Genomic DNA, 22,402 nt, shown 5'->3' with positions numbered 1-22,402 from the left:
ACCGGTCGCCAGCGCCCATCAGGCCCGCGATCAGGACGACCATCGAACGACATTGGCGCTTCCACATCCCCGTCCCCGTTGAGCGAAGGGGACGCACCGTATCGGAATGTCGAGGGCGATGGCGACGACATCGCGCGCCTTTGATCGAAGTCCAAATCGGGTCGGGGACACGCGATTCGGATCGAACCGGCAGCCCGCGAACCCGCACGCGGCCTGTCTCCTGGAGACAGGCCTCCCTGAAGCGAAACGGGGCACCCCCTGGGTGCCCCGTCGTGGCCTTCCCGGAGCCGCTTCGCGGCGTGCTCCGGGGGCGTCAGCGCCTCACGCGCCGGCCAGCTTCATCTGCTCGATCAGGATCGAACCGACCGTCTTGCTGCCCAGCGTGTACTCGTCGGCGCCGATGCCCACGATCTGCTTGAACATGTCCTTCACGTTGCCGGCGATGGTGATCTCGTTGACCGGGTGGACGATGACGCCGTTCTCGACCCAGTAGCCGCTCGCGCCGCGCGAGTAGTCGCCGGTCACGTAGTTGACGCCCTGCCCCATCAGCTCGGTCACGAACAGGCCGGTGCCCAGGCGGCGCAGCATGGTCGTGAGATCGTCGCCGGGCGCGGTCGCCTTGCTGCGCATGGTCAGGTTGTGCGAGCCGCCCGCGTGGCCGGTGGTGCGCAGACCCAGCTTGCGCGCCGAGTAGGTCGACAGGAAGTAGCCCTGCAGCACGCCCGCCTCGACCACGGTGCGGGCCTTCGTGACCACGCCCTCGTCGTCGAAGGGCGAGCTGCCCTTGCCCTTGACCACGTGCGGATCCTCGACGACCTCGACGTGGTTGGACAGCACCTGCTGGCCCAGGCTGTCGAGCAGGAAGCTGGCGCGGCGGTACAGCGCGCCGCCACTGGTGGCCTGCACCAGCGCGCCCAGCAGGCCCGCGGCGACGGGGGCCTCGAACAGCACCGGGACGCTGGCGGTCTTGACCTTGCGGCCCTTCAGGCGCGCCAGCGCGCGCTCGGCGGCGTAGCGGCCCACGGATTCGGCGGAGGACAGGTCGGCCGCGTCGCGCATCGAGCTGTACCAGGCGTCGCGCTCCATGCCCGCGCCGCGGCCCGCGATCGGGGCGACGGAGATCGAGTGGCGCGAGCTGGCGTAGCCGCCGCGGAAGCCGCGCGAGTTGCCCGAGAAGAAGTGCGACTGCTGCGCCGACACCGCGGCGCCTTCCGAGTTGGTGATGCGCGCATCGGTCTTCAGCGCCGCGTCCTCGCAGCGCAGCGCCAGCTCGGCGGCCTGCTCGGCGGTCACCGACCAGGGGTGGAACAGGTCCAGCTCGGGGCGGGTCGAGGCGTCCAGCGACAGGTCCTGCGCGTCGGGCAGGCCGGCGAACTCGTCCTCGGCGGTGAAGCGGGCGATGTCGTAGGCCGCGCGCACGGTGTCCTTGAGCGCCTTGGGCGAGAAGTCCGAGGTGCTGGCGTTGCCGCGGCGCTGGCCCAGGTAGACCGAGATGCCCAGCGACTTGTCGCGGTTGCGCTCGACGTTCTCGAGCTGGCCGCGACGCACCGACACCGACATGCCGCTGCCCTCGGACACTTCCGCGCCGGCGTCGCTGGCGCCGAGCGCCTTGGCCTCGGCGAGGACGTCCTCGATCAACTGGCGGAAATGATCCTGGCTGTAGGCGAATCCTTGCTCGGCTTGACTCATGAATACGGTCTCTTTGAATGCAGCGCGGCCTGGGGGAATCCGAGGCCGCGGCGGGGTGGCGACTATCATACGGGCGCTGTGCCCCGCCCTCCCGGTCGGGGCTTCTCGCTTTCTCCCCATGCACGACGACTACGAAGACACCGGCGACGACTTCGCCGACGACCGCCCCAGCAAGAGCCAGCTCAAGCGCGACATGGACGCGCTGCAGGTGCTCGGCCAGGAGCTGCTCGGCCTGCCCGAGAAGCGCGTGGCCGCGCTGAACCTGCCCGAGCCGCTGATGGACGCGATCCGCGAAGGCCGGCGCATCGTGGCCGGCACCGCCCGCAGCGGCAAGAAGCGCCATCTGCAGCTGATCGGCAAGCTGATGCGCCAGGTCGACCCCGAACCCATCCGCGAGGCGGTGGCCGAGTTCAAGCTCGGCCGCGCCCAGGACTCGCTGGAGCTGCACCAGGCCGAGCGCTGGCGCGAGCGCCTGGTCGAGGACGACAACGCCCTGCAGGGCTTCATCGACAGCTTCGACGAGGTCGACGTGCAGCAGCTGCGCAGCCTGATCCGCGCCGCCCGCAAGGACCGCGCCCAGGCCCCCGAGCAGCGCAACGGCCGCGCCTGGCGCGAGCTGTTCCAGCTCATCAAGACGCATCTGCTGGCCGCCAAGGGCGCCCCGGCGGACGCGTCCGACGAGGACGCGGAGGACGACGATGAGTGACGCCGCCCTCACGCCCACGGGGATCGCGACGGGCGACACGCCCGGTCCGGATCCGGTGCGCGTGGGCATCGTCTCGATCAGCGACCGCGCCTCCACCGGCGTCTACGAGGACAAGGGCCTGCCGGCCCTGCAGAACTGGCTGACCGCCGCGCTGCTCAACCCGATCGAGTTCCAGCCCCGGCTGATTCCCGACGAGCGGGCACGGATCGCCGCGACGCTGCGCGAGCTGGTGGACGACGCCCGCTGCGACCTGGTGCTGACCACCGGCGGCACCGGGCCGGCGATCCGCGACGTCACGCCCGAGGCCACGCTGGACGTGGCCGACCGCGAGATGCCGGGCTTCGGCGAGCAGATGCGGCAGATCTCGCTGCACTTCGTCCCGACGGCCATCCTGTCGCGGCAGGTGGCGGTGATCCGCGGCAAGGCGCTGATCATCAACCTGCCCGGCCAGCCCAAGGCCATCGCGGAGACGCTGAGCGGCCACGAGGCCGCCAAGGGCATCTTCGCGGCGGTCCCCTACTGCATCGACCTGATCGGCGGCCCGTACCTGGAAACCCGCGACGAGGTCTGCGCCTCGTTCCGTCCCAAGACCGCCCAGCGCCCGCCGCGCCGCGGCTGACACTCTCTTCCCTCACGCGCCCCGCAAGAAGCGCTCAACAGGATCCCCGGATCCACAGGACCACACCCCATGAAGATCACCAAGGACACCATCGCCACCGTCGAGCTCAAGGTCGCCGACAAGACCGGCAAGATCATCGAGCAGACCGATGAGCCGATGGCGCTGCTGATCGGCGGCTACGGCAACACGCTGCCGGCCATCGAGGCGGCGCTGGAAGGCCAGGAGAAGGGCTTCGCCACGACCATCGAACTGACGCCCGAGACCGGCTTCGGCGAGCGCGACGAGAGCCTGATGATCTCGATCCCGAAGAAGGACTTCCCGCCCGGCGTGAAGGTCGGCGGCCAGCTGCAGCTGCGCGCGGCCAACGAAGGCGACGACCCGAACTCCGACGAGGGGTACCAGATCTTCACCGTCTCCAAGATCAAGGGCGACACGGTGCACCTGGACGGCAACCACCCGCTGGCCGGGCAGCACCTGAAGATCACGGTCAAGGTCAAGGACGTGCGCGCGGCCTCGCAGGAAGAGATCGCCCACGGTCACGCTCACGGCGACCACGGTCACCATCACTGATCGGATCAGGCCCGAGCATCTTCTCCGGCCCCCTCTCCCGCTGCGCGGGAGAGAGAGGAGCCCGTTCACTTCACCAGCCGCGACAGCTCGTCCGCGTCGAAGTGCTCTTCCTGCTGCGCCCCTTGCGGCACGCAGTCCCGGCGCTGCTCCTCCGACAACTTCGCGATCGCCTGCCACAGCAGCGCGATCTGGTGCTCGTGCCCCGACGCGTTGTCGATCAGGCCCTTCATCGCCTGGGCGACCGGGTCATCCCCTTGCGTCACGCCGTAGGCGGAGAACCCCATCCGGGCGGCCGCTTCCTCGCGCTGGGCATCACCCTTGGCCTCGATGATCCGGGCCGGATTCCCGACCGCCGTCGCGCCTGGCGGGACCGGCTTGGTCACCACCGCGCCCGAGCCCACGCGCGCGCCCTCGCCGACGGTGAAGCCGCCGAGGATGCAGGCGTTGGCGCCGACGATCACGCCGCACTCCAGCGTCGGGTGCCGCTTGGCGCCCTTGACCAGCGAGGTGCCGCCCAGGGTCACGCCCTGATAGATCGTCACCTCGTCATGGATCTCGGTCATCTCGCCGATCACGATGCCCATCCCGTGGTCGATGAACACCCGCCGGCCGATGGTCGCGCCGGGGTGGATCTCGATGCCGGTCAGGAAGCGGCCGATGTGCGAGGTGAAGCGGCCCAGCCAACGGAAGCCATGGGTCCAGAACCAGTGCGCGAGACGATGCAGCGTCAGCGCGTGCAGACCCGGGTAACAGGTCAGCACCTCCCAGGCCGAGCGGGCGGCGGGGTCGCGTTCGAGGATGCAGGCGATGTCTTCGCGAAGACGCTGGAACATGGTGGGGAACCTGGCGGAGCCCGGAGGCTCGTGATGCGGGCCGGCCAGTTTAGCGGCGGGCCCCGACCTTGCCGGGCGCAGGCTTACTCAAGATCGCCAGGCGATCCCCCTGTCGGCCCGAGCCCTTCCCCCCGCGCGCCTACTCGTCCCCCCCGAGCGCGGGGGACGGGTCGTGCGGACGGGTCTTCTCGATCGCGCGGGCGATGCCGCGCAGGATGTGGATCTCCTCCTGCGTCAGCACCGCGCGATTGAAGAGCTGGTTCAGCCGCGGCATCAGCTTCTTGGGCGAGGCCGGATCCAGGTAGCCGAGGTGGACCAGGCTGGTCTCCAGATGCGCCAGCAAGCCCTGCACCGCGCGCGCGTCGGCGAGGTTCACGTCGGCGGTGCGGGCCTCCACCGCGAAGCCGCCCAAGGCCTGGCGCCAGTCGTAGGCCAGCAGCTGCACCGCCTGCGCGAGGTTGAGCGAGCCGTACTCGGGATGCGTCGGGATCGAGAGCACGGCGTGGGCGCGGTAGACGTCCTCGTTGCTCATGCCGTAGCGCTCGGAGCCGAACATCAGCGCGACGCGGTGCCGAACCGGCTCGCCGCGGGCGAGCTCGCCGAAGAGCTCGCGCGGCTGGCGCGTGGGCGGACCGAAGTCGCGCGGCGTCATCGCGGTGGCGCACACGAAGCTGCAGCCGTCGAGCGCCTCCTCGACGTGGTCCACGACGCGCGCGCGGGCCAGGATGTCGGCGGCGCCGCTGGCCATGGCGACGGTCTCCTCCTGGCTCAGCACGTCGGCGAATCGCGGCCGTACCAGCACCAGGTCGCGGAAACCCATCACCTTCATCGCCCGCGCGGTCGACCCGACGTTGCCGGGATGACTGGTCTCGATCAGCACGAAGCGGGTGTCGTCGCCGGCCAGGCCGTGGGCCGCGCCGGTCGACAGGGACGCGTCCGACGTGAAGTCCGGCGCGGCCGAAGCGGGGGCGTCAGCACCGAGGTGGGCGGGGGGCATAGGGGAAACCACGAGTCTGTGTCAAAATCGCGAATTATCCGCGCCGGCAGAAGTTCCCAGGGCTTCTCCCGGCGCTTGCTCTTTCCCTTCGCCAGTCCACTTCAAGCACAGGAATCGTCCCGCATGACGCAAGCCGCTCTTCATCCCATGCTCAACGTCGCCATCAAGGCGGCGCGCACCGCCGGCGCCATCATCAACCGCGCGTCGCTGGACCTGGACATCCTGAAGATCAACACCAAGTCGCCCAACGACTTCGTGACCGAAGTGGACCAGGCCGCCGAGCAGGCGATCATCGAGACGCTGCTGCAGGCCTACCCCGACCACGGCATCCTGGCCGAAGAGTCCGGCCGCGAGTACGGCGCCAAGCACTCCGAGTTCCAGTGGATCATCGACCCGCTGGACGGCACGACCAACTTCATCCACGGCCTCCCGTTCTATTGCGTGTCGATCGCGCTGGCGCACCGCAACGTGGTGCAGCAGGCCGTGGTCTACGACCCGACCCGCAACGACCTCTTCTACGCGACCAAGGGCCGCGGCGCCTACCTGAACGACAAGCGCCTCCGTGTCTCCAAGCGCACCCGCATGAGCGACGCGCTGATCGGCACAGGCTTCCCGTTCCGCCGCGGCGACAACTTCAAGCGCTACATGAAGATGTTCGAGGAAGTCATGACCCAGTGCGCCGGTCTGCGCCGTCCGGGCGCGGCCGCGCTGGACCTGTGCTACGTGGCGGCGGGCTACTACGACGCCTTCTTCGAGACCGGCCTGAACCCGTGGGACGTGGCCGCGGGCTCGCTGATGATCGCCGAGGCGGGCGGTCTGGTGGGCAACTTCACCGGCGAGCCGGACTTCCTGTTCCAGCGCGAGATCGTGGCGGGCACGCCCAAGATCTACGGCCAGCTGGTGACGACGCTGGCCCCCTACACCCGCGTGATCACGCAGGAAGCGCTGGACGCCGACGCGGCCGCCGCGCAGGACCCGGGCGCCCCCGCGCCCAAGAAGCCCAAGGCCGCGGCCGCCGACGCCGAGGCCCCGAAGAAGCGCGGCCCGGTGCGCATCAAGAAGGACGATCTCGAGGGCTGATGCCCGCCAGGGTGCCACCGCCGGTGGCGCCCGTGTGATGCTGACGTACTGCCGCATCATCGGCGTGCGCGAGCCGACACCGTCGCCAGGAAGCCCTCCCCACGGAGGGCTTCTTCGTTTCCGCGTGGCGGTGGAATTTGAGACTGTCCGGCATCGGCGCACCGCTCCTCCTGAAGACGGGATCGGTGGTTTTTGGACGTGGATGCGACATCGGCGCACGGCGATCGGTCCTAGCATGTCGGACATCGCTTCAACGCCTCGCGGAGATCACGGACATGTCATGCAGCGCCCCGTCGACGGACCTCCGCCCGTGATGCCCGGGACGAGCCTGGCCATGCCCTACACTCCCCTCCCAGCCACCCACCGCAACGCCCTCCGCGCGAGGGCGTTGCTCATTTCCCGCCCCCGATGAGCAGCGCCGAGACCGACGATTTCAGCCAGCACACGCCGATGATGCGGCAGTACTTCAGCATCAAGGCGGACTTCCCCGACACGCTGGTCTTCTATCGCATGGGGGACTTCTACGAGGTCTTCTTCGACGACGCCCGCAAGGCCAACGCGCTGCTGGATGTCACGCTGACCACCCGCGGCCAGAGCGGCGGCAACCCGGTCGTCATGGCCGGCGTCCCGGTGCACGCGCTGGAGTCCTACCTCGGCAAGCTGATCAAGCTGGGCGAATCCGTCGCCATCGCCGAGCAGGTCGGCGAGGTCGGGCTCAACAAGGGCCCGGTGGAACGCAAGGTGGTGCGCGTCGTCACCCCCGGCACGGTCACGGATTCGGAGCTGCTGGCCGACAAGCAGGACTCGGTGCTGCTGGCCGTGTCCGCGCAGGGCAAGACGCTGGGCCTGGCCTGGCTGTCGCTGACGCAAGGCCAACTGGGCCTGGCCCAGTGCGGCGAGCGCGAGCTGGGCTCGTGGCTCGCGCGGCTGTCGCCGGCCGAGGTGCTGGTCGATCGCGAGAAACACCCACAGGCCGTGCTCGCCGCGCGCCTGCCCATCACGAATCGCCCGGGCTGGCAGTTCGACGCCAAGCTCGGCCAGCGCAAGCTGTGCGAGCAGCTGGGCGTCGCCTCGCTGCAAGGCCTGAACGCGCAGGACATGCCCGCCGCCCACGCGGCCGCGGCCGCCCTGCTCTCCTTCGCCGAGCACACGCAGGGCCGCGCCCTGGCGCACGTGAAGTCGCTGCAGGTGCAGCGCGCCACGGACCTGCTCGACCTGCCGCCCGCCACGCAGCGCAACCTCGAGCTGACGATGACGCTGCGCGGCGAGACCTCGCCCACGCTGCTCTCGCTGCTGGACACCTGCCGCACCGGCATGGGCAGCCGCGCGCTGCGCCACTGGCTGCTGCATCCGATGCGTGAGCGCGCCGTGTCCCGCGAGCGCCAGGACGCGATCGCCGAGCTGATGACCACCGGCTTCGAGCCGCTGCGCGAGGCGCTGCGCCAGGTCTCCGACGTGGAACGCATCTCGGCCCGCATCGCGCTGCGCCAGGTGCGCCCGCGCGAGCTCGCCGGCCTGCGCGCGACGCTGCAGATCCTGCCCGAGCTGGCGCAGACCGTGCCCGCCGGCAGCGCGCTGCTGGACCAGCTGGCCGAGGGCTTGCGCGCCTCCCCGCATCTGGCCGAGCTGCTGGTCCGCTCGATCGCGGAGGAGCCCGCCGCGATGCTGCGCGAGGGCGGCGTGATCGCCACCGGCTTCGACGAGCAGCTGGACGAGCTGCGCGCCATCCAGACCAACTGCGACGACTTCCTGCTGCAGCTGGAGATCCGCGAGCGCGCCCGCACCGGCATCCAGAACCTGCGCGTCCAGTACAACAAGGTTCACGGCTTCTACATCGAGGTCACGACCAGCGGCCTGGACAAGGTCCCCTCCGACTACCAACGTCGTCAGACCCTGAAGAACGCCGAGCGCTTCATCACGCCCGAGCTCAAGGCCTTCGAGGACAAGGCGCTGTCGGCGCAGGAGCGCGCGCTGTCGCGCGAGAAGATGCTCTACGAGCTCGTCGTCGACCAGCTCACCGAGGAACTGCAGGCGCTGGGCCGACTGGCCCGGTCGCTCGCCTCGCTGGACGTGCTGTCGGCGCTGGCCGAGCGCGCCGGCACATTGAACTGGTGCCGGCCCGAGTTCGTCTCGCACCCGTGCATCGACATCCAGGGCGGCCGCCACCCCGTCGTCGAGGCGCGCCTGCGCGAGACCGGCGCCGGCGAGTTCATGGCCAACGACTGCCGGCTCGATGCCCGCACCAAGCTGCTGGTCATCACCGGCCCGAACATGGGCGGCAAGAGCACCTTCATGCGCCAGGTCGCGCTGATCGCATTGCTGTCGGCGGTGGGCTCGTACGTGCCGGCGACGGCCTGCCGCCTCGGCCCCATCGATGCGATCCACACCCGCATCGGCGCGGCGGACGACCTCGCCAACGCGCAGTCCACCTTCATGCTGGAGATGACCGAAGCCGCGGCGATCCTGCACGCCGCGACCGAGCAGTCGCTGGTGCTGATGGACGAGATCGGCCGCGGCACCTCGACCTTCGACGGCCTGGCGCTGGCCGGCGCGATCGCCACGCACCTGCACGACAAGTGCCGCGCCTTCACGCTGTTCGCGACGCATTATTTCGAGCTGACCGAGTTCCCCGCCAAGCATCCGCAGGCGGTGAACATGCATGTCTCCGCGGTGGAGAGCGGCGAGGACATCGTCTTCCTGCACGAGATCCAGCCCGGCCCCGCCAGCCGCAGCTATGGCGTGCAGGTCGCACGACTGGCCGGCATGCCCGGCCCGGTGGTGCGGCAGGCGCGAGCGTCGCTGGAGGCGCTCGAGGCCCGCGCCAGCGAGGGCGAGACGCAGATCGATCTGTTCGCCGCGCCGCCCGACCCCGCGCCCGGTACCGCCGCCCCCAGTTTCTCGGAGTTGCTGGACGCCTTGCAGGACCTCGATCCTGACGCGCTCAGCCCGCGCGAGGCGCACGCGGCGCTCTATCAACTCAAGGCGCTGGCCACGGCCCGCTGAACGATCGAAGCCACCCGCCATGCCGATGTCGCCGATCACGCCGATGACGCTGCCCGCGCCGAGCTCGAAGACCCTCGTCTTCTCCCACGCGAACGGCTTCCCGTCGGGCTGCTATCGGGTGCTCTTCGACATCTGGCGCGAGGCCGGATGGCAGGTCCACGCGCTGCCGCGCATCGGTCACGATCCGCGCTATCCGGTGACCAGCAACTGGCCGCATCTGCGCGACGAGCTGCTGCAGTTCATCGAGCATGAGGTGCAGGCACCCGGGCCGGTCACGCTGGTCGGCCATTCGCTGGGCGGGCTGCTGTCGCTGCTGGCGACCTGCCGCAAGCCGGCGCTGGTGCAGGGCCTGGTGATGCTGGACTCGCCCGTCGTCGACGGCTGGCGCGCGCACAGCCTGCAAGTCGCCAAGACGGCGGGCTTCATCAAGCGGGTGTCGCCGGGCAAGATCTCGCAGCAGCGCCGCTACGAGTGGCCCAGCCGCGAGGACGCGCACGCGCATTTCGCGTCCAAGCACAAGTTCGCGCGCTGGGATCCGCGGGTGCTGCAGGACTACATCGACAGCGGCTTCGACGAGCATGACGACGGCCTGGTCCGGCTGGGCTTCACCCGCGAGGTCGAGACCCGCATCTACAACACGCTGCCCCACAACCTGCCGCGCATCCTCAAGCGCCACGCGCCCAAGTGCCCGGTGGCCTTCATCGCGGGCACGCAGTCCGAGGAGCTGCGGCAGGCCACGGCGGCTGGCTCCAAGGCGCTGGCCAAGGACCTGTTCCGCTGGTTCGAGGGCACCCACCTCTACCCCTTCGAACGCCCCGACGACACCGCGCATCTGGTGCTCGAGCTCATCGGGGAAATGAAGGCCAAGTCGACGTCGCTATAATCGCGCTTTACCACCACGGCGTTTTGAGATCCGGGACGACGCACCCGGCCCAATCAGGCGCTGCAAGACAATGACCAAGTACGTCTTCGTCACCGGCGGTGTCGTGTCCTCCCTCGGCAAGGGCATCGCATCGGCCTCTCTCGCGGCGCTTCTCGAGTCCCGCGGCCTCAAAGTCACCCTGATCAAGCTGGATCCCTACATCAACGTGGATCCGGGCACGATGTCCCCGTTCCAGCACGGTGAGGTCTTCGTCACCGACGACGGCGCGGAAACCGACCTGGACCTGGGCCACTACGAGCGCTTCATCACCACGCGGATGAAGAAGAGCAACAACTTCACCACCGGCCAGATCTACATGTCGGTGCTGGAGAAGGAGCGCCGCGGCGACTACCTGGGCAAGACCGTCCAGGTCATCCCCCACATCACCAACGAGATGCAGGACTTCATCCGTCGCGGCGCCGGTCACGGCACGCCGGACGCGGTGGACGTCGCGATCGTGGAGATCGGCGGCACCGTCGGCGACATCGAGTCGCTCCCCTTCCTGGAAGCCGCGCGTCAGATGTCGCTCAAGATGGGCCCGACCAACGTCGCGTTCGTGCATCTGACCTACGTCCCCTGGATCGCCGCCGCCGGCGAGCTCAAGACCAAGCCCACCCAGCACACGGTGCAGAAGCTGCGCGAGATCGGCATCCAGCCCGACGCGCTGCTGTGCCGCGCCGACCGCCGCGTCCCGGACGACGAACGCGAGAAGATCTCGCTGTTCACCAACGTGCCCGAGTACGGCGTGATCTCCATGTGGGACGTGAACACGATCTACAAGGTCCCGCGCGTGCTGCACGAGCAGGGTCTGGACCAGCTGATCTGCACCAAGCTGCAGCTCAACACCAAGTCCACCGACCTGAAGCGCTGGGACCTGCTGGTCAACGAGGTCGAGAACCCGAAGACCGAGGTCACGATCGCGATGTGCGGCAAGTACACCGATCTGTCGGACAGCTACAAGTCGCTGAACGAGGCGCTGCGCCACGCCGGCATCCACAACCACGCCCGCGTCAACATCGAGTACGTCGATTCGGAGACGCTGGACGCGGACCACATCGCCCAGCTCGGCAAGTACGACGCGATCCTGGTTCCGGGCGGTTTCGGCAAGCGCGGCGTCGAGGGCAAGATCCTCGCCGCCCAGTACGCCCGCGAGCACCAGACCCCGTACCTGGGCATCTGCCTGGGCATGCAGGTCGCGACGATCGAGTACGCCCGCCACAAGGCCGGCCTGGACGGCGCCAACTCGACAGAGTTCGAGCCGGAAGCCCCGCACAAGGTCATCGCCCTGATCGACGAGTGGCAGGACGCCGACGGCTCCATCCAGAAGCGTGACGCCCAGTCCGATCTGGGCGGCACCATGCGCCTGGGCGCGCAGAGCTCCGACGTCAAGCCGGGCACGCTGGCGCACGAGATCTACGGCCCGGTCGTGACCGAGCGCCACCGCCACCGCTACGAAGCCAACGAGCAGTACCTGGACCAGTTGCAGGACGCTGGCCTGGTGATCTCCGCGATCACGCAGCGCGAGAAGCTGACCGAGATCGTCGAGCTCCCCCGCGCGGTGCACCCGTGGTACATGGGCGTGCAGTTCCACCCGGAGTTCAAGTCGACTCCGTGGGACGGCCACCCGCTGTTCATCGCCTTCATCAAGGCGGCGCTGGAGCACAAGGCCAAGGCCGGCCACGGCGCCACCGCCAAGGCGGCTTGATGACATGACCCTGAGCGGCTCCGAGAGGAGCCGCTCGCGCATGGGCCTTCGAACCCCTCGCCCGCCTCACAGCCCTCACCCCATTCATCAGGACCTCGATCCATGCCCGCACTGATCATTGCCGACGTCACCGTGACCGATCCCGAGCAGATGGCCAAGTACCGCGAATGGAGCACGAAAGCCATGCAGGAGCATGGCGCGGAGGTGCTGGTGCGCGGCGGCGAGTTCGAGGTGCTGGAAGGCCCGTGGACCCCGTCGCGCCTGGTGGTGCTGAAGTTCGCGGACCGCGAGGCGGCCAAGCGCTTCTATCACTCCGAGACCTACCAGCACGCCAAGTCGCTGCGCGAGCACGCCGGCGTCATGCGCATGGTGGTCGTGGACGGCGTGTGATTGTTCAGCGCAGGTAACCCGTTGCTGGCACCATGCGCGCCGACAAGATTTTTCACTTCTGGAGACTGTTCCCATGAGCGCCATTGTTGACATCGTCGGCCGAGAGATCCTCGACAGCCGCGGCAACCCCACCGTGGAATGCGACGTGCTGCTGGAGTCCGGCGTGATGGGCCGCGCCGCGGTCCCGAGCGGCGCGTCCACCGGCTCGCGCGAAGCCATCGAGCTGCGTGACGGCGACAAGTCCCGTTATCTCGGCAAGGGCGTTCTCAAGGCCGTCGAGCACATCAACACCGAGATCTCGGAAGCCGTGCTGGGCCTGGACGCGTCCGAGCAAGCCTTCCTGGACAAGACGCTGATCGACCTGGACGGCACCGAGAACAAGAGCCGCCTGGGCGCCAACGCGATGCTGGCCGTCTCGATGGCCGTGGCGCGCGCCGCCGCGGAGGAATCGGGCCTCCCGCTGTACCGCTACTTCGGCGGCATGGGCGGCAACCAGCTCCCCGTCCCGATGATGAACGTCATCAACGGCGGCGCCCACGCCAACAACTCGATCGACCTGCAAGAGCTGATGATCATCCCCGTGGGCGCGCCGTCGTTCCGCGAGGCGCTGCGCTGGGGCGCGGAGGTCTTCCACGCGCTCAAGAAGATCATCGACGCCAAGGGCATGTCCACCGCGGTCGGCGACGAGGGCGGCTTCGCCCCCAACGTCGAGAACCATGAAGCCGCGATCCAGATGATCCTGGAAGCGATCGACAAGGCCGGCTACACCGCCGGCGAGCAGATCGCCCTGGGCCTGGACTGCGCCGCCAGCGAGTTCTACAAGGACGGCCAGTACGTGCTGGAAGGCGAAGGCGGCATCAAGCTGAGCGCCGAGCAGTGGACCGACATGCTGGCCACCTGGGTCGACAAGTACCCGATCATCTCGATCGAGGACGGCATGGCCGAAGGCGACTGGGACGGCTGGAAGCACATCACCGAGAAGCTGGGCGACAAGGTGCAGCTGGTGGGCGACGACCTGTTCGTCACCAACACCAAGATCCTGAAGGAAGGCATCGACAAGGGCATCGCCAACTCGATCCTGATCAAGATCAACCAGATCGGCACCCTGACCGAGACCTTCGCGGCCATCGAGATGGCCAAGCGCGCCGGCTACACCGCCGTGATCTCGCACCGCTCGGGCGAGACCGAGGACTCGACCATCTCCGACATCGCCGTCGGCCTGAACGCCGGCCAGATCAAGACCGGCTCGCTGTCGCGCTCGGACCGCATGGCCAAGTACAACCAGCTGCTGCGCATCGAGGAAGACCTGGGCGACGTGGCCGTGTACCCCGGCCGCTCGGCCTTCTACAACCTGCGCTGATCGCGCGCGTCCTCGCGGGGACGCCTGCATCGCCCCCAGGGCGAGTCCGTCGGGCTCGCCTTTTTTCATGGTGACCGCCCGGCGCGAGACGCGGGCGACGGCCCCGCGGGCGCCTCGCGAGGGCCCCGCGAATCGGTGTCCGCATCGGCCGCGACGCCTTCGTCACGCGGGGGCGGCTACACTCGCGGCCTGTGAAAGCCCTGGCCATCGTCCTCACCGCCTTTCTTGTCGCCATCCAGGCCCAGCTCTGGCTCGGCAAGGGCGGACTGGCCCGTGGCGTCCAGCTCCGCGCCGACCTGCGCCAGCAGGAAGAGGCCAACGAGAAGGCCCGCGCGCGCAACGCGCAACTGCAGGCCGAGCTGCTCGACCTGCGCGAGGGCCTCGAGATGGTCGAGGAAAAGGCCCGCATGGAGCTGGGCATGATCAAGCCGGACGAGGTCTTCGTCCCGCTGCGCCGCTGACCTTCCCCGAATCCCGCATGCTGTCGTCGATGGATGCCTTGTCCGGGCCGCTGCGCCCTCTCCTCGCTTCGATCGAGGCCGCGATGACCGTGGCGCTCGCGCCCGCCTTCACCGCGCTGGGCAGCCCCATCAGCTGGCTGGAGCTGGTCGCGTTCGTGCTCGCGATCTGGATGGTCGTGTGCAACATGCGCGTGCAGGTGCTGGCCTGGCCGCTGGCGCTGATCAGCTCCCTGCTCTACTTCCTGCTGTTCTGGAGCGGCAAGCTCTACGGCGAGGCCACGCTGCAGCTGCTCTTCGCGGGACTGGCGCTGTGGGGCTGGTGGCAATGGCTGCGCGGCCGCACCGCCGAGGGCGACTCGCTGCATGTGCGCACGCTGGGCCCGCGCGGCCGGGTGACTGCGCTGCTGGTGACGCTCGCCGCCTGGCCGCTGCTGGGGCTGTTCCTGCAGCACCGCACCGATTCGCCGCTGCCCTATTGGGATGCGCTGCCCACGGTGGCCAGCATCACCGGGCAATGGCTGCTGGGCCGCAAGTACCAGGAGAACTGGCCCGTCTGGGTGATGGTGAACCTGGTCAGCATCGCGCTGTTCGCGTTCAAGGGCTACTGGCTGACGGTGGTGCTGTACGCGGTCTTCGTGCCGATGTCGGTGGCGGGCTGGCGCTCGTGGCAGCGCCAGCTGCGGCCGGCGACCGCCGCCGCCTGAGCCCTCGGCCATGGCGCTGCACATCGCCCTGGTCGGCGCCGAGAGCACCGGCAAGAGCCAGCTCGGCGTCGCGCTGCTGACGCACCTGAGCGCGCAGACCCGGCTGCGCTGCGCGCTGATCCCCGAGTACCTGCGCGAATGGTGCGAGCGCGAGCTGCGCACCCCGCGCCCCGACGAGCAGCGCGCCATCGCCGAGGAGCAATGGCGCCGCGCCGAGGTCGCCGCGCTCGATCACGACCTGGTGATCCACGACACCACGCCGCTGATGACGGCCGTCTACAGCGAGCAGCTCTTCGACGACACCTCGCTGCATCCCTTCGCGCTCGAGGTCCAGGCCCGGATGGACGCCACGCTGCTGATGGCGCTGGACCTGGGCTGGGTCGCCGACAACATGCGCGACGGCCCGCATGCGCAGCAGCCCACCGACCGCCTGGTGCGCCGCGCGCTGCGCGACGCGGGCCTGGGCTACAGCCTCGTCTCCGGCGCGGGCCCCGAGCGCCTGCAGCAGGCGCTCAACGCGCTGGGGCCACTGCTGCGCCCGCACCTCGGCCGCGAGGACGGCCTGTTCGGCCGCCTGCTGCAACGGGGGGAGCGCCTGGGCGGCGACTGGCGTTGCGAACTCTGCGACGACCCCGACTGCGAGCACGCCAGCCGCGCGGTCGCGCGCCCTCCGCGCGCCTGAACGCGGCCCTCACGGTTCCGCCAAAGTCGCGAGGCACAATCCGCCGTTCCGCGTCCGCAAACATTTGCGACCGCCGTATTCCGGGTTTTTGGAGCCTCCCCGATGAACCGTCCCTTCGTCCGCCGCCCGCTGGGCGCGCTCTCGCTGCTGCTGAGCGCCGCGCTGCTGGCCGCCTGCGGCTCGCTGAGCCCCACCTCGACCTCGTCCGGCCCGGCCCCGCTGCCGCCCACGCTGGGCGCGAGCGCCCCGGCCAAGCCCGCGGCCACCGGCGCGGTGGCCGTCAAGGTGCTGGCGATCAACGACTTCCACGGCAACCTGATGCCGCCCGTCGGCGGCATCAAGCTGGCCGATCCGCAGAACCCGGACAACAAGGTCACGGTCGCCGCCGGCGGCGCCGAGCGCATGGCCACCCTGGTCGCGCAGATCAAGGCCAAGAACCCGAACCACGTCTTCGTCGCCGCGGGCGACCTGGTGGGCGCCAGCCCGCTGCTGTCGGCCCTGTTCCATGACGAGCCCACCATCGAGTCGCTGGGCATGATGGGTCTGGACGTCGCCTCGGTGGGCAACCACGAGTTCGACCAGGGCGTGGCCGAGCTGCTGCGCAAGCAGCGCGGCGGCTGCCACCCGACCGACGGCTGCAAGGGGCCGACCGAGTTCAAGGGCGCCAGATACCAGTACCTGGCCGCCTCCTCCATCGACCAGAAGACCGGCCAGTCCATCCTGCCGGCCTACGCGATCAAGCGCTTCGAGGGCGTGTCCATCGGCTTCATCGGCTTGACGCTCAAGGGCACGCCGGAGCTGGTGAGCCCGCGCGCCATCGCGGGCGTGCGCTTCGACGACGAGGCCGAGACCGTCAACCGCCTGGTGCCCGAGCTCGAGCGCCAGGGCGTGCATACCTTCGTCGTGCTGATCCACGAGGGCGGCTCGCCCACCGGCGGCTACAACGAATGCCCGGGCATCTCCGGCCCCATCGTCGACATCGTCAAGAAGCTGGACAAGCGCGTCGGGCTGATCGTGTCGGGCCATACGCACCGCGCCTACAACTGCCGCATCGACGACCGCCTGGTCACCAGCGGCGACAAGTACGGCACCCTGGTCACCGAGATCGACCTGCGCCTGGACCGCGCCAGCGGCCGCCTGCTCGAGGCCCGGGCGGACAACGTCGTCGTGCGTCCCGAGCTGGCCAAGGATCCGCGCCAGACCCTGCTGATCGACAGCTACCAGCGTGTCGCGCAGCCGCTGATCGACCGGCCGGTGGGCTTCCTGTCCAAGGCCGTGAGCAAGGAAGGCGAGGACAAGAACGCCGGCGGCGGCTCGACCGTGGGTCAGCTGGTGGCGGACTCGATGCTGGCGGCGATGCGCTCGCCGGAGAACGGCGGCGCGCAGATCGCCTTCACCAATGTCGGCGGCGTGCGCACCGGCATCATTCACCGCGACGACGACCACGTCACCTTCGGCGACCTGTTCGCGACCCTGCCCTTCTCCAACGCGCTGGTCGTGGTCGAGATGAGCGGCGAGCAGTTGCGCCAGGTGCTGGAGCAGCAATGGCAGGCGAACGACAGCAAGTTCCTGGCGCTGCAGGTCTCGCAGGGCCTGAGCTACCGCTGGGACAAGCGCCGCCCGGTGGGCGCGCGCCTGGTGCCGGGCAGCCTGATGCTGGACGGCCGGCCGGTGACGCCGACGCAGACGCTGCGCGTGGCGATCAACGACTTCCTGCAAGTGGGCGGGGATGGCTTCACCGTGTTCTCGCAGGCGCGTTTCGTGCAGGCCGGCCCGATGGCGGTCGACGCGCTGGAGGGCTACTTCAAGGCCCACGGGGCGACCCGCGTCACGCCGACCGCGCTGGACCGCGTGACCCGCGTCGACGACGGCAAGGACGACTGAGCCGGCCCGTCCCCGGCTCCAAAGCGAAGAGGCCCCGCGGGGCCTCTTCCTCATGGCGGCATCGAGGCCGCCTCAGGCGCGCGGCGCCGCCGCCCTCACCGGACGGCGCGCCGCGACGGCGCCTCACTTCTTGCCGGCGGCGGCGTTTTCCTTCTTGATCGCGATCTCGTCGTTCTCGTCGTAGGAACGGTTGCCGCACTTGAGCTTCCACTCGTTGCGCTTGTCCGCCAGGTCCTCGACGGCCTCGTTGTACTCGTCGGTGTGCTTCTGGAAGGCGTCGACGCGGCTGTTGTAGGCGTCCACGGCCTTGGCGTTGTCCTCGCGCGCGGCGCGCAGCGCGGTGTTGAACGCGTCGATCTTGGTCTGCAGCGCGGCGGCGCGGGCGTTGAACTCGTCCTGCTTGGTCTTCAGCTCGGCCTTCTCCATCTTGGACGCGTTGGCCTTGAGTTCCTCGCCGGCGGCGTTGGTCGCGTCGATCTCGGTCTTGAGCGCGGACTGCTGGGCTTGCAGGTCGCCGTCGGCCTTGGAGGACTGCTCCTTCATCGCCTTCAGGTCGTCGCGTTCCTTCAGCACCTCGGCCTGGCGGGTCTTGAGCTTGCCGGCCTGATCCTCGATGTCCTGGTTGGTGGCCATGCAGGCGCGCAGTTCGTCGCGCGTCATCAGCTTGCCCTTGCTGGGCTTGGCGGCGGGCGCGGCGCTCTGGGCGGCCGGCTTGGCCGGCTGCTTGGCGGTGCCCGAGGTCTGGGCGACGGCCAGGCCGCTGGCCAGCAGGACGGCCACGGCGACGGAGGTGCGGAGTGTGTTCATGTGGGGTGCTCTCGGGTCGAGGCGCCGGATGGGCGCCGAGTCTCGTCGGTACGTCGGCCGCCGTGGGGCCCGGATCGGGTCCGCGCGGGCGGCGGCCTGCGGAGCTCGCCCAGCCGGGGCCGGGCGGCGCGGTCGGCATGATGCCACGACCCGGATAATGCGCGGCTTCAAGTCGTTTCCGCGTCCGAGGACGCGGGCGGCCTCCGTTCCAATCGGGCGGGATGCCGGCATGTCGCATGCCGCCCCCTGCCCGCCTCACCGCGAATCCCGACCATGGCGCTCAAGGCCACCATCCACAAAGCCCAGCTGCAGATCTCCGACATGGACCGCCATGTCTACGGCGAGCACAACCTCACCGTCGCCCGCCATCCGTCGGAGACGGACGAGCGCATGATGATCCGCATCCTGGCCTACGCGCTGCACCTGCCGGCCGACGACCTGCGCGGCAAGCTGGAGTTCAGCAAGGGCCTGTCGGACGTCGACGAGCCGCCGCTGTGGCAACTGGACCTGACCGGCGACGTGGTGCACTGGATCGAGCTGGGCCAGCCCGACGAGCGCCGACTGCGCCAGGCCCACGGCCGGGCCGACCGCGTCACCGTGATCGGCTACGCGTCCAGCCAGCCGGTCTGGTGGGCGGGCATCCAGAACAAGTTGCAACGCACGCCCAAGCTGGCGGTGTGGCAGATTCCGGCGGAGCAGTCGCAGGCGCTGGCGGCGCTGGCCGAGCGCGGCATGCAATGGCAGGTCAGCATCCAGGACGGCACCGCCTACGTCAGCACCGACAAGGGCAGCGTCGAGATCACGCCGCAGCTGGTGAAGGAAGCCGAGGAGTAAGCCCTCCGCCCCCGCGCGCCAGGCGCCCCCCGGGCACGGCCCCTGCCGTGCCGACCCCGATCAGGAGACCGTTGTGCAGCACGCAGATCCGCATTCCCCGACCGGCGCTCCCGCCTCCCACGACGACGCCGGGTCGGACGATCCCTTCCTGTGGCTCGAGGCGCTGGAAGGCCCCGAGGGCGAGCGCGCGCTGGACTGGGTGCGCGCGCGCAACGAGGAGACGCTCGCCACGCTGAAGGCGCGGCCCGAGTTCGAGACGCTGTACGCCGAGCTGCTGCAGGTGCTCAACGCGCGCGACCGCATCCCGCATGTGGCGCGGCGCGGGGACTGGCTCTACAACCTGTGGCAGGACGAGGCCCATCCGCGCGGCCTGTGGCGGCGCTGCACGCTGGCCGAGTTCAAGCTGGCCGAGCCGCCCTGGCGTCTGGTGCTGGACGTGGACGCGCTGGGCCGGGCCGAGGGTCGCGGCTGGGTCTTCCATGGCGCGACCGCGCTGGCGCCGGACTACCGGCGCTGCCTGGTGTCCCTGTCGGACGGCGGCGCCGACGCGCATGAGCTGCGTGAATTCGACCTGGAGACGCTGCGCTTCATCCCCCCGTCCGAAGGCGGCTTCCTCGTGCCCGAGGCCAAGAGCGACGTCGAATGGCTGGACGCCGACACGCTGCTGGTGGGCAGCGACTTCGGACCGGACTCGCTGACCGACTCCGGCTACCCGCGCCAGATCCGGCGCTGGTCGCGCGGCACGCCGCTGGAGGCCGCGCCCGTGATCTTCGAGGGCGAGACCCACGATGTGTCGGTGCTGGTGTCGGTGGACCGCACGCCGGGCCACGAGCGGGTCGTCTTCAGCCGCGAGCTGGACTTCTACAACGCGGCGCGCTTCCTGTGGCGCGACGGCCAGTTCATCCCCATCGACCTGCCCAGCGACATGAGCGTCCATCTGGACGGCCCGTGGATGCTGCTGCGCCCGCGCAGCGACTGGGCCATCCCGCACGGACCGACCTATCCGGCGGGCTCGCTGCTGCTGCTCGAGGAGGCCGAGTTCTGGCGCGGCGAGCATCACGACAAGCGCCATGACAAGCACCTGCGGGTGATGTTCTCGCCGACGGCGGGCCGCTCGCTGGAGGACTACGAGCTCACGCGCCATCACCTGCTGCTCAACGTCAGCGAGCACGTGGCCAGCCGGCTCGAGGAGTGGGACCTGCGCCGCCATCCGCCGGTGCTGCGCCAGGTCAAGGCGCCCTTCCCCGGCACGCTGGGGCTGCAGGGCCTGCACGATCCCGAGCTGGGCGAGGACCCGCTGGGCGACGACTACCTGCTGCATTACGCCGACTTCCTCAGCCCCGACAGCGTGAGCCTGGCCCGCGCCGGCAGCGACGAGCGCGAGCCGCTCAAGCAGCGCGGCGCGCAGTTCGACGCGACCGGGCTGTCGGTGCGGCAGTTCTTCGCCACCAGCGCGGACGGCGAGAGCATCCCCTACTTCGTCATCGGACCGGGTGGGCACGACGAGGCCGCCGCCAAGTCGGCGCATGGACACGGACACGGGCCGGCGACGCCGATGCCCACGCTGCTCTACGGCTACGGGGGTTTCGAGGTCTCGCTGCAGCCGTGGTACTCGGGCGTCAACGGACGCGCCTGGCTGACGCGCGGCGGGCAGTTGGTCGTGGCCAACATCCGGGGCGGTGGCGAGTACGGCCCGCGCTGGCACCAGGCCGCGACGCTGGCGCACAAGCAGCGCAGCTTCGACGACTTCATCGCCGTGGCCGAGGACCTGATCGAACGCGGCCTGACCACGCCGGCGCAGCTGGGCATCCAGGGCGGCAGCAACGGCGGGCTGCTGGTGGGCGCCTGCATGGTGCAACGGCCGGAGCTCTTCGGCGCGGTCGTGTGCCAGGTACCGCTGCTGGACATGAAGCGCTACCACCTGCTGCTGGCCGGCGCCTCCTGGATCGCCGAGTACGGCGATCCGGACGATCCGCAGGACTGGGCGCACATCGCGGCCTACAGCCCGTACCAGCAGCTCAAGGCCGGCGTGCGCTATCCGCGGGCGCTCTTCGCCACCTCGACGCGCGACGACCGCGTGCACCCCGGCCACGCGAGGAAAATGGCGGCCTGCATGCAGGCCCTGGGCCAGGCGTGCTTCTATTACGAAAACATCGAGGGCGGCCATGGCGGCGCGGCGGACAACCAGCAGCGCGCGCTCTTGCAAGCCCTCGAATTCAGCTATTTGTGGCTACAACTCGGCAGGGAGGCCCAGCGTGGAGATGCGACGTGAATTTCGTGATCCAGCATCTGCCCGATGCACGATGCTTTCTTGCCCAGCCGCAACCCGGACTGCAATGCCGCCTGGACTATGAGCGCCACGGCGAGCAGCTGATCATCACCCACACCGGCGTGCCGGCGCAGCTGCGCGGGCAAGGGCTGGCCTCGGCGCTGGTGGAGACGGCCGCGCGCTGGCTGGCGGGCTTCCCCCTGCAACTGGTGCCCGGCTGCAGCTATGTGCGGCACTGGCTGCAGCACCATCCGCGCTGGCAGCGGCTGTTGACGCCCGCGCCCGCGCAACGCGTGCTGAACGAGTGGTTCGGCGCGCCAGGCGGCGAGCACGACGGCCAGGTGCTGATGCAGTGGTTCAGGAAGGACCCGAGCTTCGACGCGCACCTGCGCGATCGCTTTGGCGCCGTGGTCGACCAGGCCTTGGCGGGCGGTCTGCGCGAGTGGGACTCGACGGCCTGGGGTGCGCTGGCGCGCATCGTCGTGCTGGAACAGTTCACCCGCAACATCCATCGCGACACGCCACGCGCCTTCGCGGGTGACGCGCTGGCGCTGGAGGCCGCGCTGCACCTGCTGCCGCGCGCGCAGGAGCTTGGCCCGCTGGAGCGCTGGTTCGCGGCCATGCCGCTGGAGCACGCCGAGGACCTGCCGATGCAGGACCGCAGCGTCGCGACCTTCGAGGCGCTGGCCGCCGAGGACGCGCGCCTGGCCGATGCGCTGGACTATGCGCGCCGGCACCGCGAGGTCATCGCGCGCTTCGGCCGTTTCCCCCATCGCAACGAGATCCTCGGCCGCGCGAGCACGCCGGAGGAGATCGAGTTCCTGAAGCAGCCCGGCTCACGTTTCTGAGCCCTGAGCCGGACGCCGTCCGGCCCCGCCCCGACTCGA

At 69.7% G+C, this 22,402-nt stretch carries 20 protein-coding genes; 16 read left to right on the top strand and 4 right to left on the bottom strand.

Features of this window, described 5'->3' with window-relative positions:
- Positions 1 to 321: 321 nt before the first annotated feature.
- Complete coding sequence (gene pmbA, locus MCHT01_RS05405) at positions 322 to 1,689, bottom strand: metalloprotease PmbA (RefSeq protein WP_067063373.1); 1,368 nt, start codon at positions 1,687 to 1,689, stop codon at positions 322 to 324.
- 118 nt (positions 1,690 to 1,807) lie between these two features.
- Between pmbA and yjgA the strand changes: the two genes are divergently transcribed.
- From yjgA to MCHT01_RS05390, 3 genes are all read left to right on the top strand, one after another.
- Entirely contained in the window at positions 1,808 to 2,395 is a 588-nt protein-coding gene (gene yjgA / locus MCHT01_RS05400) for a ribosome biogenesis factor YjgA (protein WP_067063371.1), read from the top strand.
- Positions 2,388 to 3,014, top strand: a complete 627-nt coding sequence (gene mog, locus MCHT01_RS05395) for a molybdopterin adenylyltransferase (RefSeq protein ID WP_067063369.1) — start codon at positions 2,388 to 2,390, stop codon at positions 3,012 to 3,014. Before yjgA ends, mog begins: the two co-directional genes overlap by 8 nt.
- Before the next feature lie 69 nt (positions 3,015 to 3,083).
- Positions 3,084 to 3,584: an FKBP-type peptidyl-prolyl cis-trans isomerase gene (locus MCHT01_RS05390; RefSeq protein WP_067063367.1), complete on the top strand. Its 501-nt coding sequence runs from the start codon at positions 3,084 to 3,086 to the stop codon at positions 3,582 to 3,584.
- A 65-nt stretch (positions 3,585 to 3,649) separates the two neighbouring features.
- Here MCHT01_RS05390 and cysE read toward each other — a convergent pair whose 3' ends face one another.
- Together cysE and MCHT01_RS05380 are read right to left on the bottom strand one after the other, a co-directional pair.
- Positions 3,650 to 4,417: a serine O-acetyltransferase gene (cysE, locus tag MCHT01_RS05385; protein WP_067063358.1), complete on the bottom strand. Its 768-nt coding sequence runs from the start codon at positions 4,415 to 4,417 to the stop codon at positions 3,650 to 3,652.
- Positions 4,418 to 4,556: 139 nt separating this feature from the next.
- Entirely contained in the window at positions 4,557 to 5,414 is an 858-nt protein-coding gene (locus MCHT01_RS05380; RefSeq protein WP_084451921.1) for an RNA methyltransferase, read from the bottom strand.
- 123 nt (positions 5,415 to 5,537) lie between these two features.
- Between MCHT01_RS05380 and MCHT01_RS05375 the strand changes: the two genes are divergently transcribed.
- From MCHT01_RS05375 to MCHT01_RS05330, 10 genes are all read left to right on the top strand, one after another.
- Positions 5,538 to 6,494: an inositol monophosphatase family protein gene (locus MCHT01_RS05375; protein ID WP_067063356.1), complete on the top strand. Its 957-nt coding sequence runs from the start codon at positions 5,538 to 5,540 to the stop codon at positions 6,492 to 6,494.
- Between the two features lie 408 nt (positions 6,495 to 6,902).
- Positions 6,903 to 9,497, top strand: a complete 2,595-nt coding sequence (gene mutS / locus MCHT01_RS05370) for a DNA mismatch repair protein MutS (protein ID WP_067063353.1) — start codon at positions 6,903 to 6,905, stop codon at positions 9,495 to 9,497.
- 19 nt (positions 9,498 to 9,516) lie between these two features.
- Positions 9,517 to 10,380: an alpha/beta hydrolase gene (locus tag MCHT01_RS05365; protein WP_245643167.1), complete on the top strand. Its 864-nt coding sequence runs from the start codon at positions 9,517 to 9,519 to the stop codon at positions 10,378 to 10,380.
- 70 nt (positions 10,381 to 10,450) lie between these two features.
- Positions 10,451 to 12,124 (top strand): CTP synthase, encoded by a 1,674-nt coding sequence (gene pyrG / locus MCHT01_RS05360; protein WP_067063351.1) that lies wholly within the window; start codon positions 10,451 to 10,453, stop codon positions 12,122 to 12,124.
- Positions 12,125 to 12,226: 102 nt separating this feature from the next.
- A complete protein-coding gene (locus MCHT01_RS05355; RefSeq protein ID WP_067063348.1) occupies positions 12,227 to 12,514 on the top strand; it encodes a DUF1330 domain-containing protein in 288 nt (95 codons plus the stop codon).
- A gap of 73 nt (positions 12,515 to 12,587) precedes the next feature.
- Positions 12,588 to 13,874 carry a phosphopyruvate hydratase gene (gene eno, locus MCHT01_RS05350; protein ID WP_067063345.1) on the top strand — a complete coding sequence of 429 codons (1,287 nt, stop codon included), beginning with the start codon at positions 12,588 to 12,590 and terminating at the stop codon, positions 13,872 to 13,874.
- Positions 13,875 to 14,065: 191 nt separating this feature from the next.
- The gene (gene ftsB / locus MCHT01_RS05345; protein WP_067063343.1) at positions 14,066 to 14,335 is read left to right on the top strand and encodes a cell division protein FtsB; all 270 of its coding nucleotides are present in this window, start codon (positions 14,066 to 14,068) and stop codon (positions 14,333 to 14,335) included.
- Between the two features lie 17 nt (positions 14,336 to 14,352).
- Entirely contained in the window at positions 14,353 to 15,039 is a 687-nt protein-coding gene (gene pnuC, locus MCHT01_RS05340; RefSeq protein ID WP_337958192.1) for a nicotinamide riboside transporter PnuC, read from the top strand.
- A 10-nt stretch (positions 15,040 to 15,049) separates the two neighbouring features.
- The gene (locus tag MCHT01_RS05335) at positions 15,050 to 15,721 is read left to right on the top strand and encodes an AAA family ATPase (protein ID WP_067063341.1); all 672 of its coding nucleotides are present in this window, start codon (positions 15,050 to 15,052) and stop codon (positions 15,719 to 15,721) included.
- Between the two features lie 102 nt (positions 15,722 to 15,823).
- Complete coding sequence (locus MCHT01_RS05330; RefSeq protein ID WP_067063338.1) at positions 15,824 to 17,605, top strand: bifunctional metallophosphatase/5'-nucleotidase; 1,782 nt, start codon at positions 15,824 to 15,826, stop codon at positions 17,603 to 17,605.
- A gap of 123 nt (positions 17,606 to 17,728) precedes the next feature.
- On the opposite strand, the gene MCHT01_RS05325 is transcribed toward MCHT01_RS05330, so the two are convergent.
- A complete protein-coding gene (locus tag MCHT01_RS05325; RefSeq protein ID WP_067063337.1) occupies positions 17,729 to 18,412 on the bottom strand; it encodes a hypothetical protein in 684 nt (227 codons plus the stop codon).
- A gap of 273 nt (positions 18,413 to 18,685) precedes the next feature.
- Between MCHT01_RS05325 and MCHT01_RS05320 the strand changes: the two genes are divergently transcribed.
- From MCHT01_RS05320 to MCHT01_RS26015, 3 genes are all read left to right on the top strand, one after another.
- Positions 18,686 to 19,246, top strand: coding sequence for a YaeQ family protein (locus tag MCHT01_RS05320; RefSeq protein WP_067063334.1), 561 nt, complete (start codon positions 18,686 to 18,688; stop codon positions 19,244 to 19,246).
- 73 nt (positions 19,247 to 19,319) lie between these two features.
- Entirely contained in the window at positions 19,320 to 21,518 is a 2,199-nt protein-coding gene (locus MCHT01_RS05315; protein ID WP_084451919.1) for a prolyl oligopeptidase family serine peptidase, read from the top strand.
- Positions 21,515 to 22,363: a DUF924 family protein gene (locus MCHT01_RS26015; protein ID WP_169806096.1), complete on the top strand. Its 849-nt coding sequence runs from the start codon at positions 21,515 to 21,517 to the stop codon at positions 22,361 to 22,363. Before MCHT01_RS05315 ends, MCHT01_RS26015 begins: the two co-directional genes overlap by 4 nt.
- Positions 22,364 to 22,402: the final 39 nt, after the last annotated feature.

It is taken from the genome of Mitsuaria chitosanitabida ATCC BAA-476 = NBRC 102408 (assembly GCF_001598255.1).
Taxonomy (GTDB): Bacteria; Pseudomonadota; Gammaproteobacteria; order Burkholderiales; family Burkholderiaceae_C; genus Roseateles; species Roseateles chitosanitabidus.
Note: the sequence above shows the minus strand (reverse complement) of the source record. Positions and strands in the feature narration are given on the sequence as shown.

Bases quoted from the DNA above. Each gene is read 5' to 3' on its own strand.
- pmbA (WP_067063373.1), bottom strand. From the start codon at position 1,689: ATGAGTCAAGCCGAGCAAGGATTCGCCTACAGCCAGGATCATTTCCGC.
- yjgA (WP_067063371.1), top strand. From the start codon at position 1,808: ATGCACGACGACTACGAAGACACCGGCGACGACTTCGCCGACGACCGC.
- mog (WP_067063369.1), top strand. From the start codon at position 2,388: ATGAGTGACGCCGCCCTCACGCCCACGGGGATCGCGACGGGCGACACG.
- MCHT01_RS05390 (WP_067063367.1), top strand. From the start codon at position 3,084: ATGAAGATCACCAAGGACACCATCGCCACCGTCGAGCTCAAGGTCGCC.
- cysE (WP_067063358.1), bottom strand. From the start codon at position 4,417: ATGTTCCAGCGTCTTCGCGAAGACATCGCCTGCATCCTCGAACGCGAC.
- MCHT01_RS05380 (WP_084451921.1), bottom strand. From the start codon at position 5,414: ATGCCCCCCGCCCACCTCGGTGCTGACGCCCCCGCTTCGGCCGCGCCG.
- MCHT01_RS05375 (WP_067063356.1), top strand. From the start codon at position 5,538: ATGACGCAAGCCGCTCTTCATCCCATGCTCAACGTCGCCATCAAGGCG.
- mutS (WP_067063353.1), top strand. From the start codon at position 6,903: ATGAGCAGCGCCGAGACCGACGATTTCAGCCAGCACACGCCGATGATG.
- MCHT01_RS05365 (WP_245643167.1), top strand. From the start codon at position 9,517: ATGCCGATGTCGCCGATCACGCCGATGACGCTGCCCGCGCCGAGCTCG.
- pyrG (WP_067063351.1), top strand. From the start codon at position 10,451: ATGACCAAGTACGTCTTCGTCACCGGCGGTGTCGTGTCCTCCCTCGGC.
- MCHT01_RS05355 (WP_067063348.1), top strand. From the start codon at position 12,227: ATGCCCGCACTGATCATTGCCGACGTCACCGTGACCGATCCCGAGCAG.
- eno (WP_067063345.1), top strand. From the start codon at position 12,588: ATGAGCGCCATTGTTGACATCGTCGGCCGAGAGATCCTCGACAGCCGC.
- pnuC (WP_337958192.1), top strand. From the start codon at position 14,353: ATGCTGTCGTCGATGGATGCCTTGTCCGGGCCGCTGCGCCCTCTCCTC.
- MCHT01_RS05335 (WP_067063341.1), top strand. From the start codon at position 15,050: ATGGCGCTGCACATCGCCCTGGTCGGCGCCGAGAGCACCGGCAAGAGC.
- MCHT01_RS05330 (WP_067063338.1), top strand. From the start codon at position 15,824: ATGAACCGTCCCTTCGTCCGCCGCCCGCTGGGCGCGCTCTCGCTGCTG.
- MCHT01_RS05325 (WP_067063337.1), bottom strand. From the start codon at position 18,412: ATGAACACACTCCGCACCTCCGTCGCCGTGGCCGTCCTGCTGGCCAGC.
- MCHT01_RS05320 (WP_067063334.1), top strand. From the start codon at position 18,686: ATGGCGCTCAAGGCCACCATCCACAAAGCCCAGCTGCAGATCTCCGAC.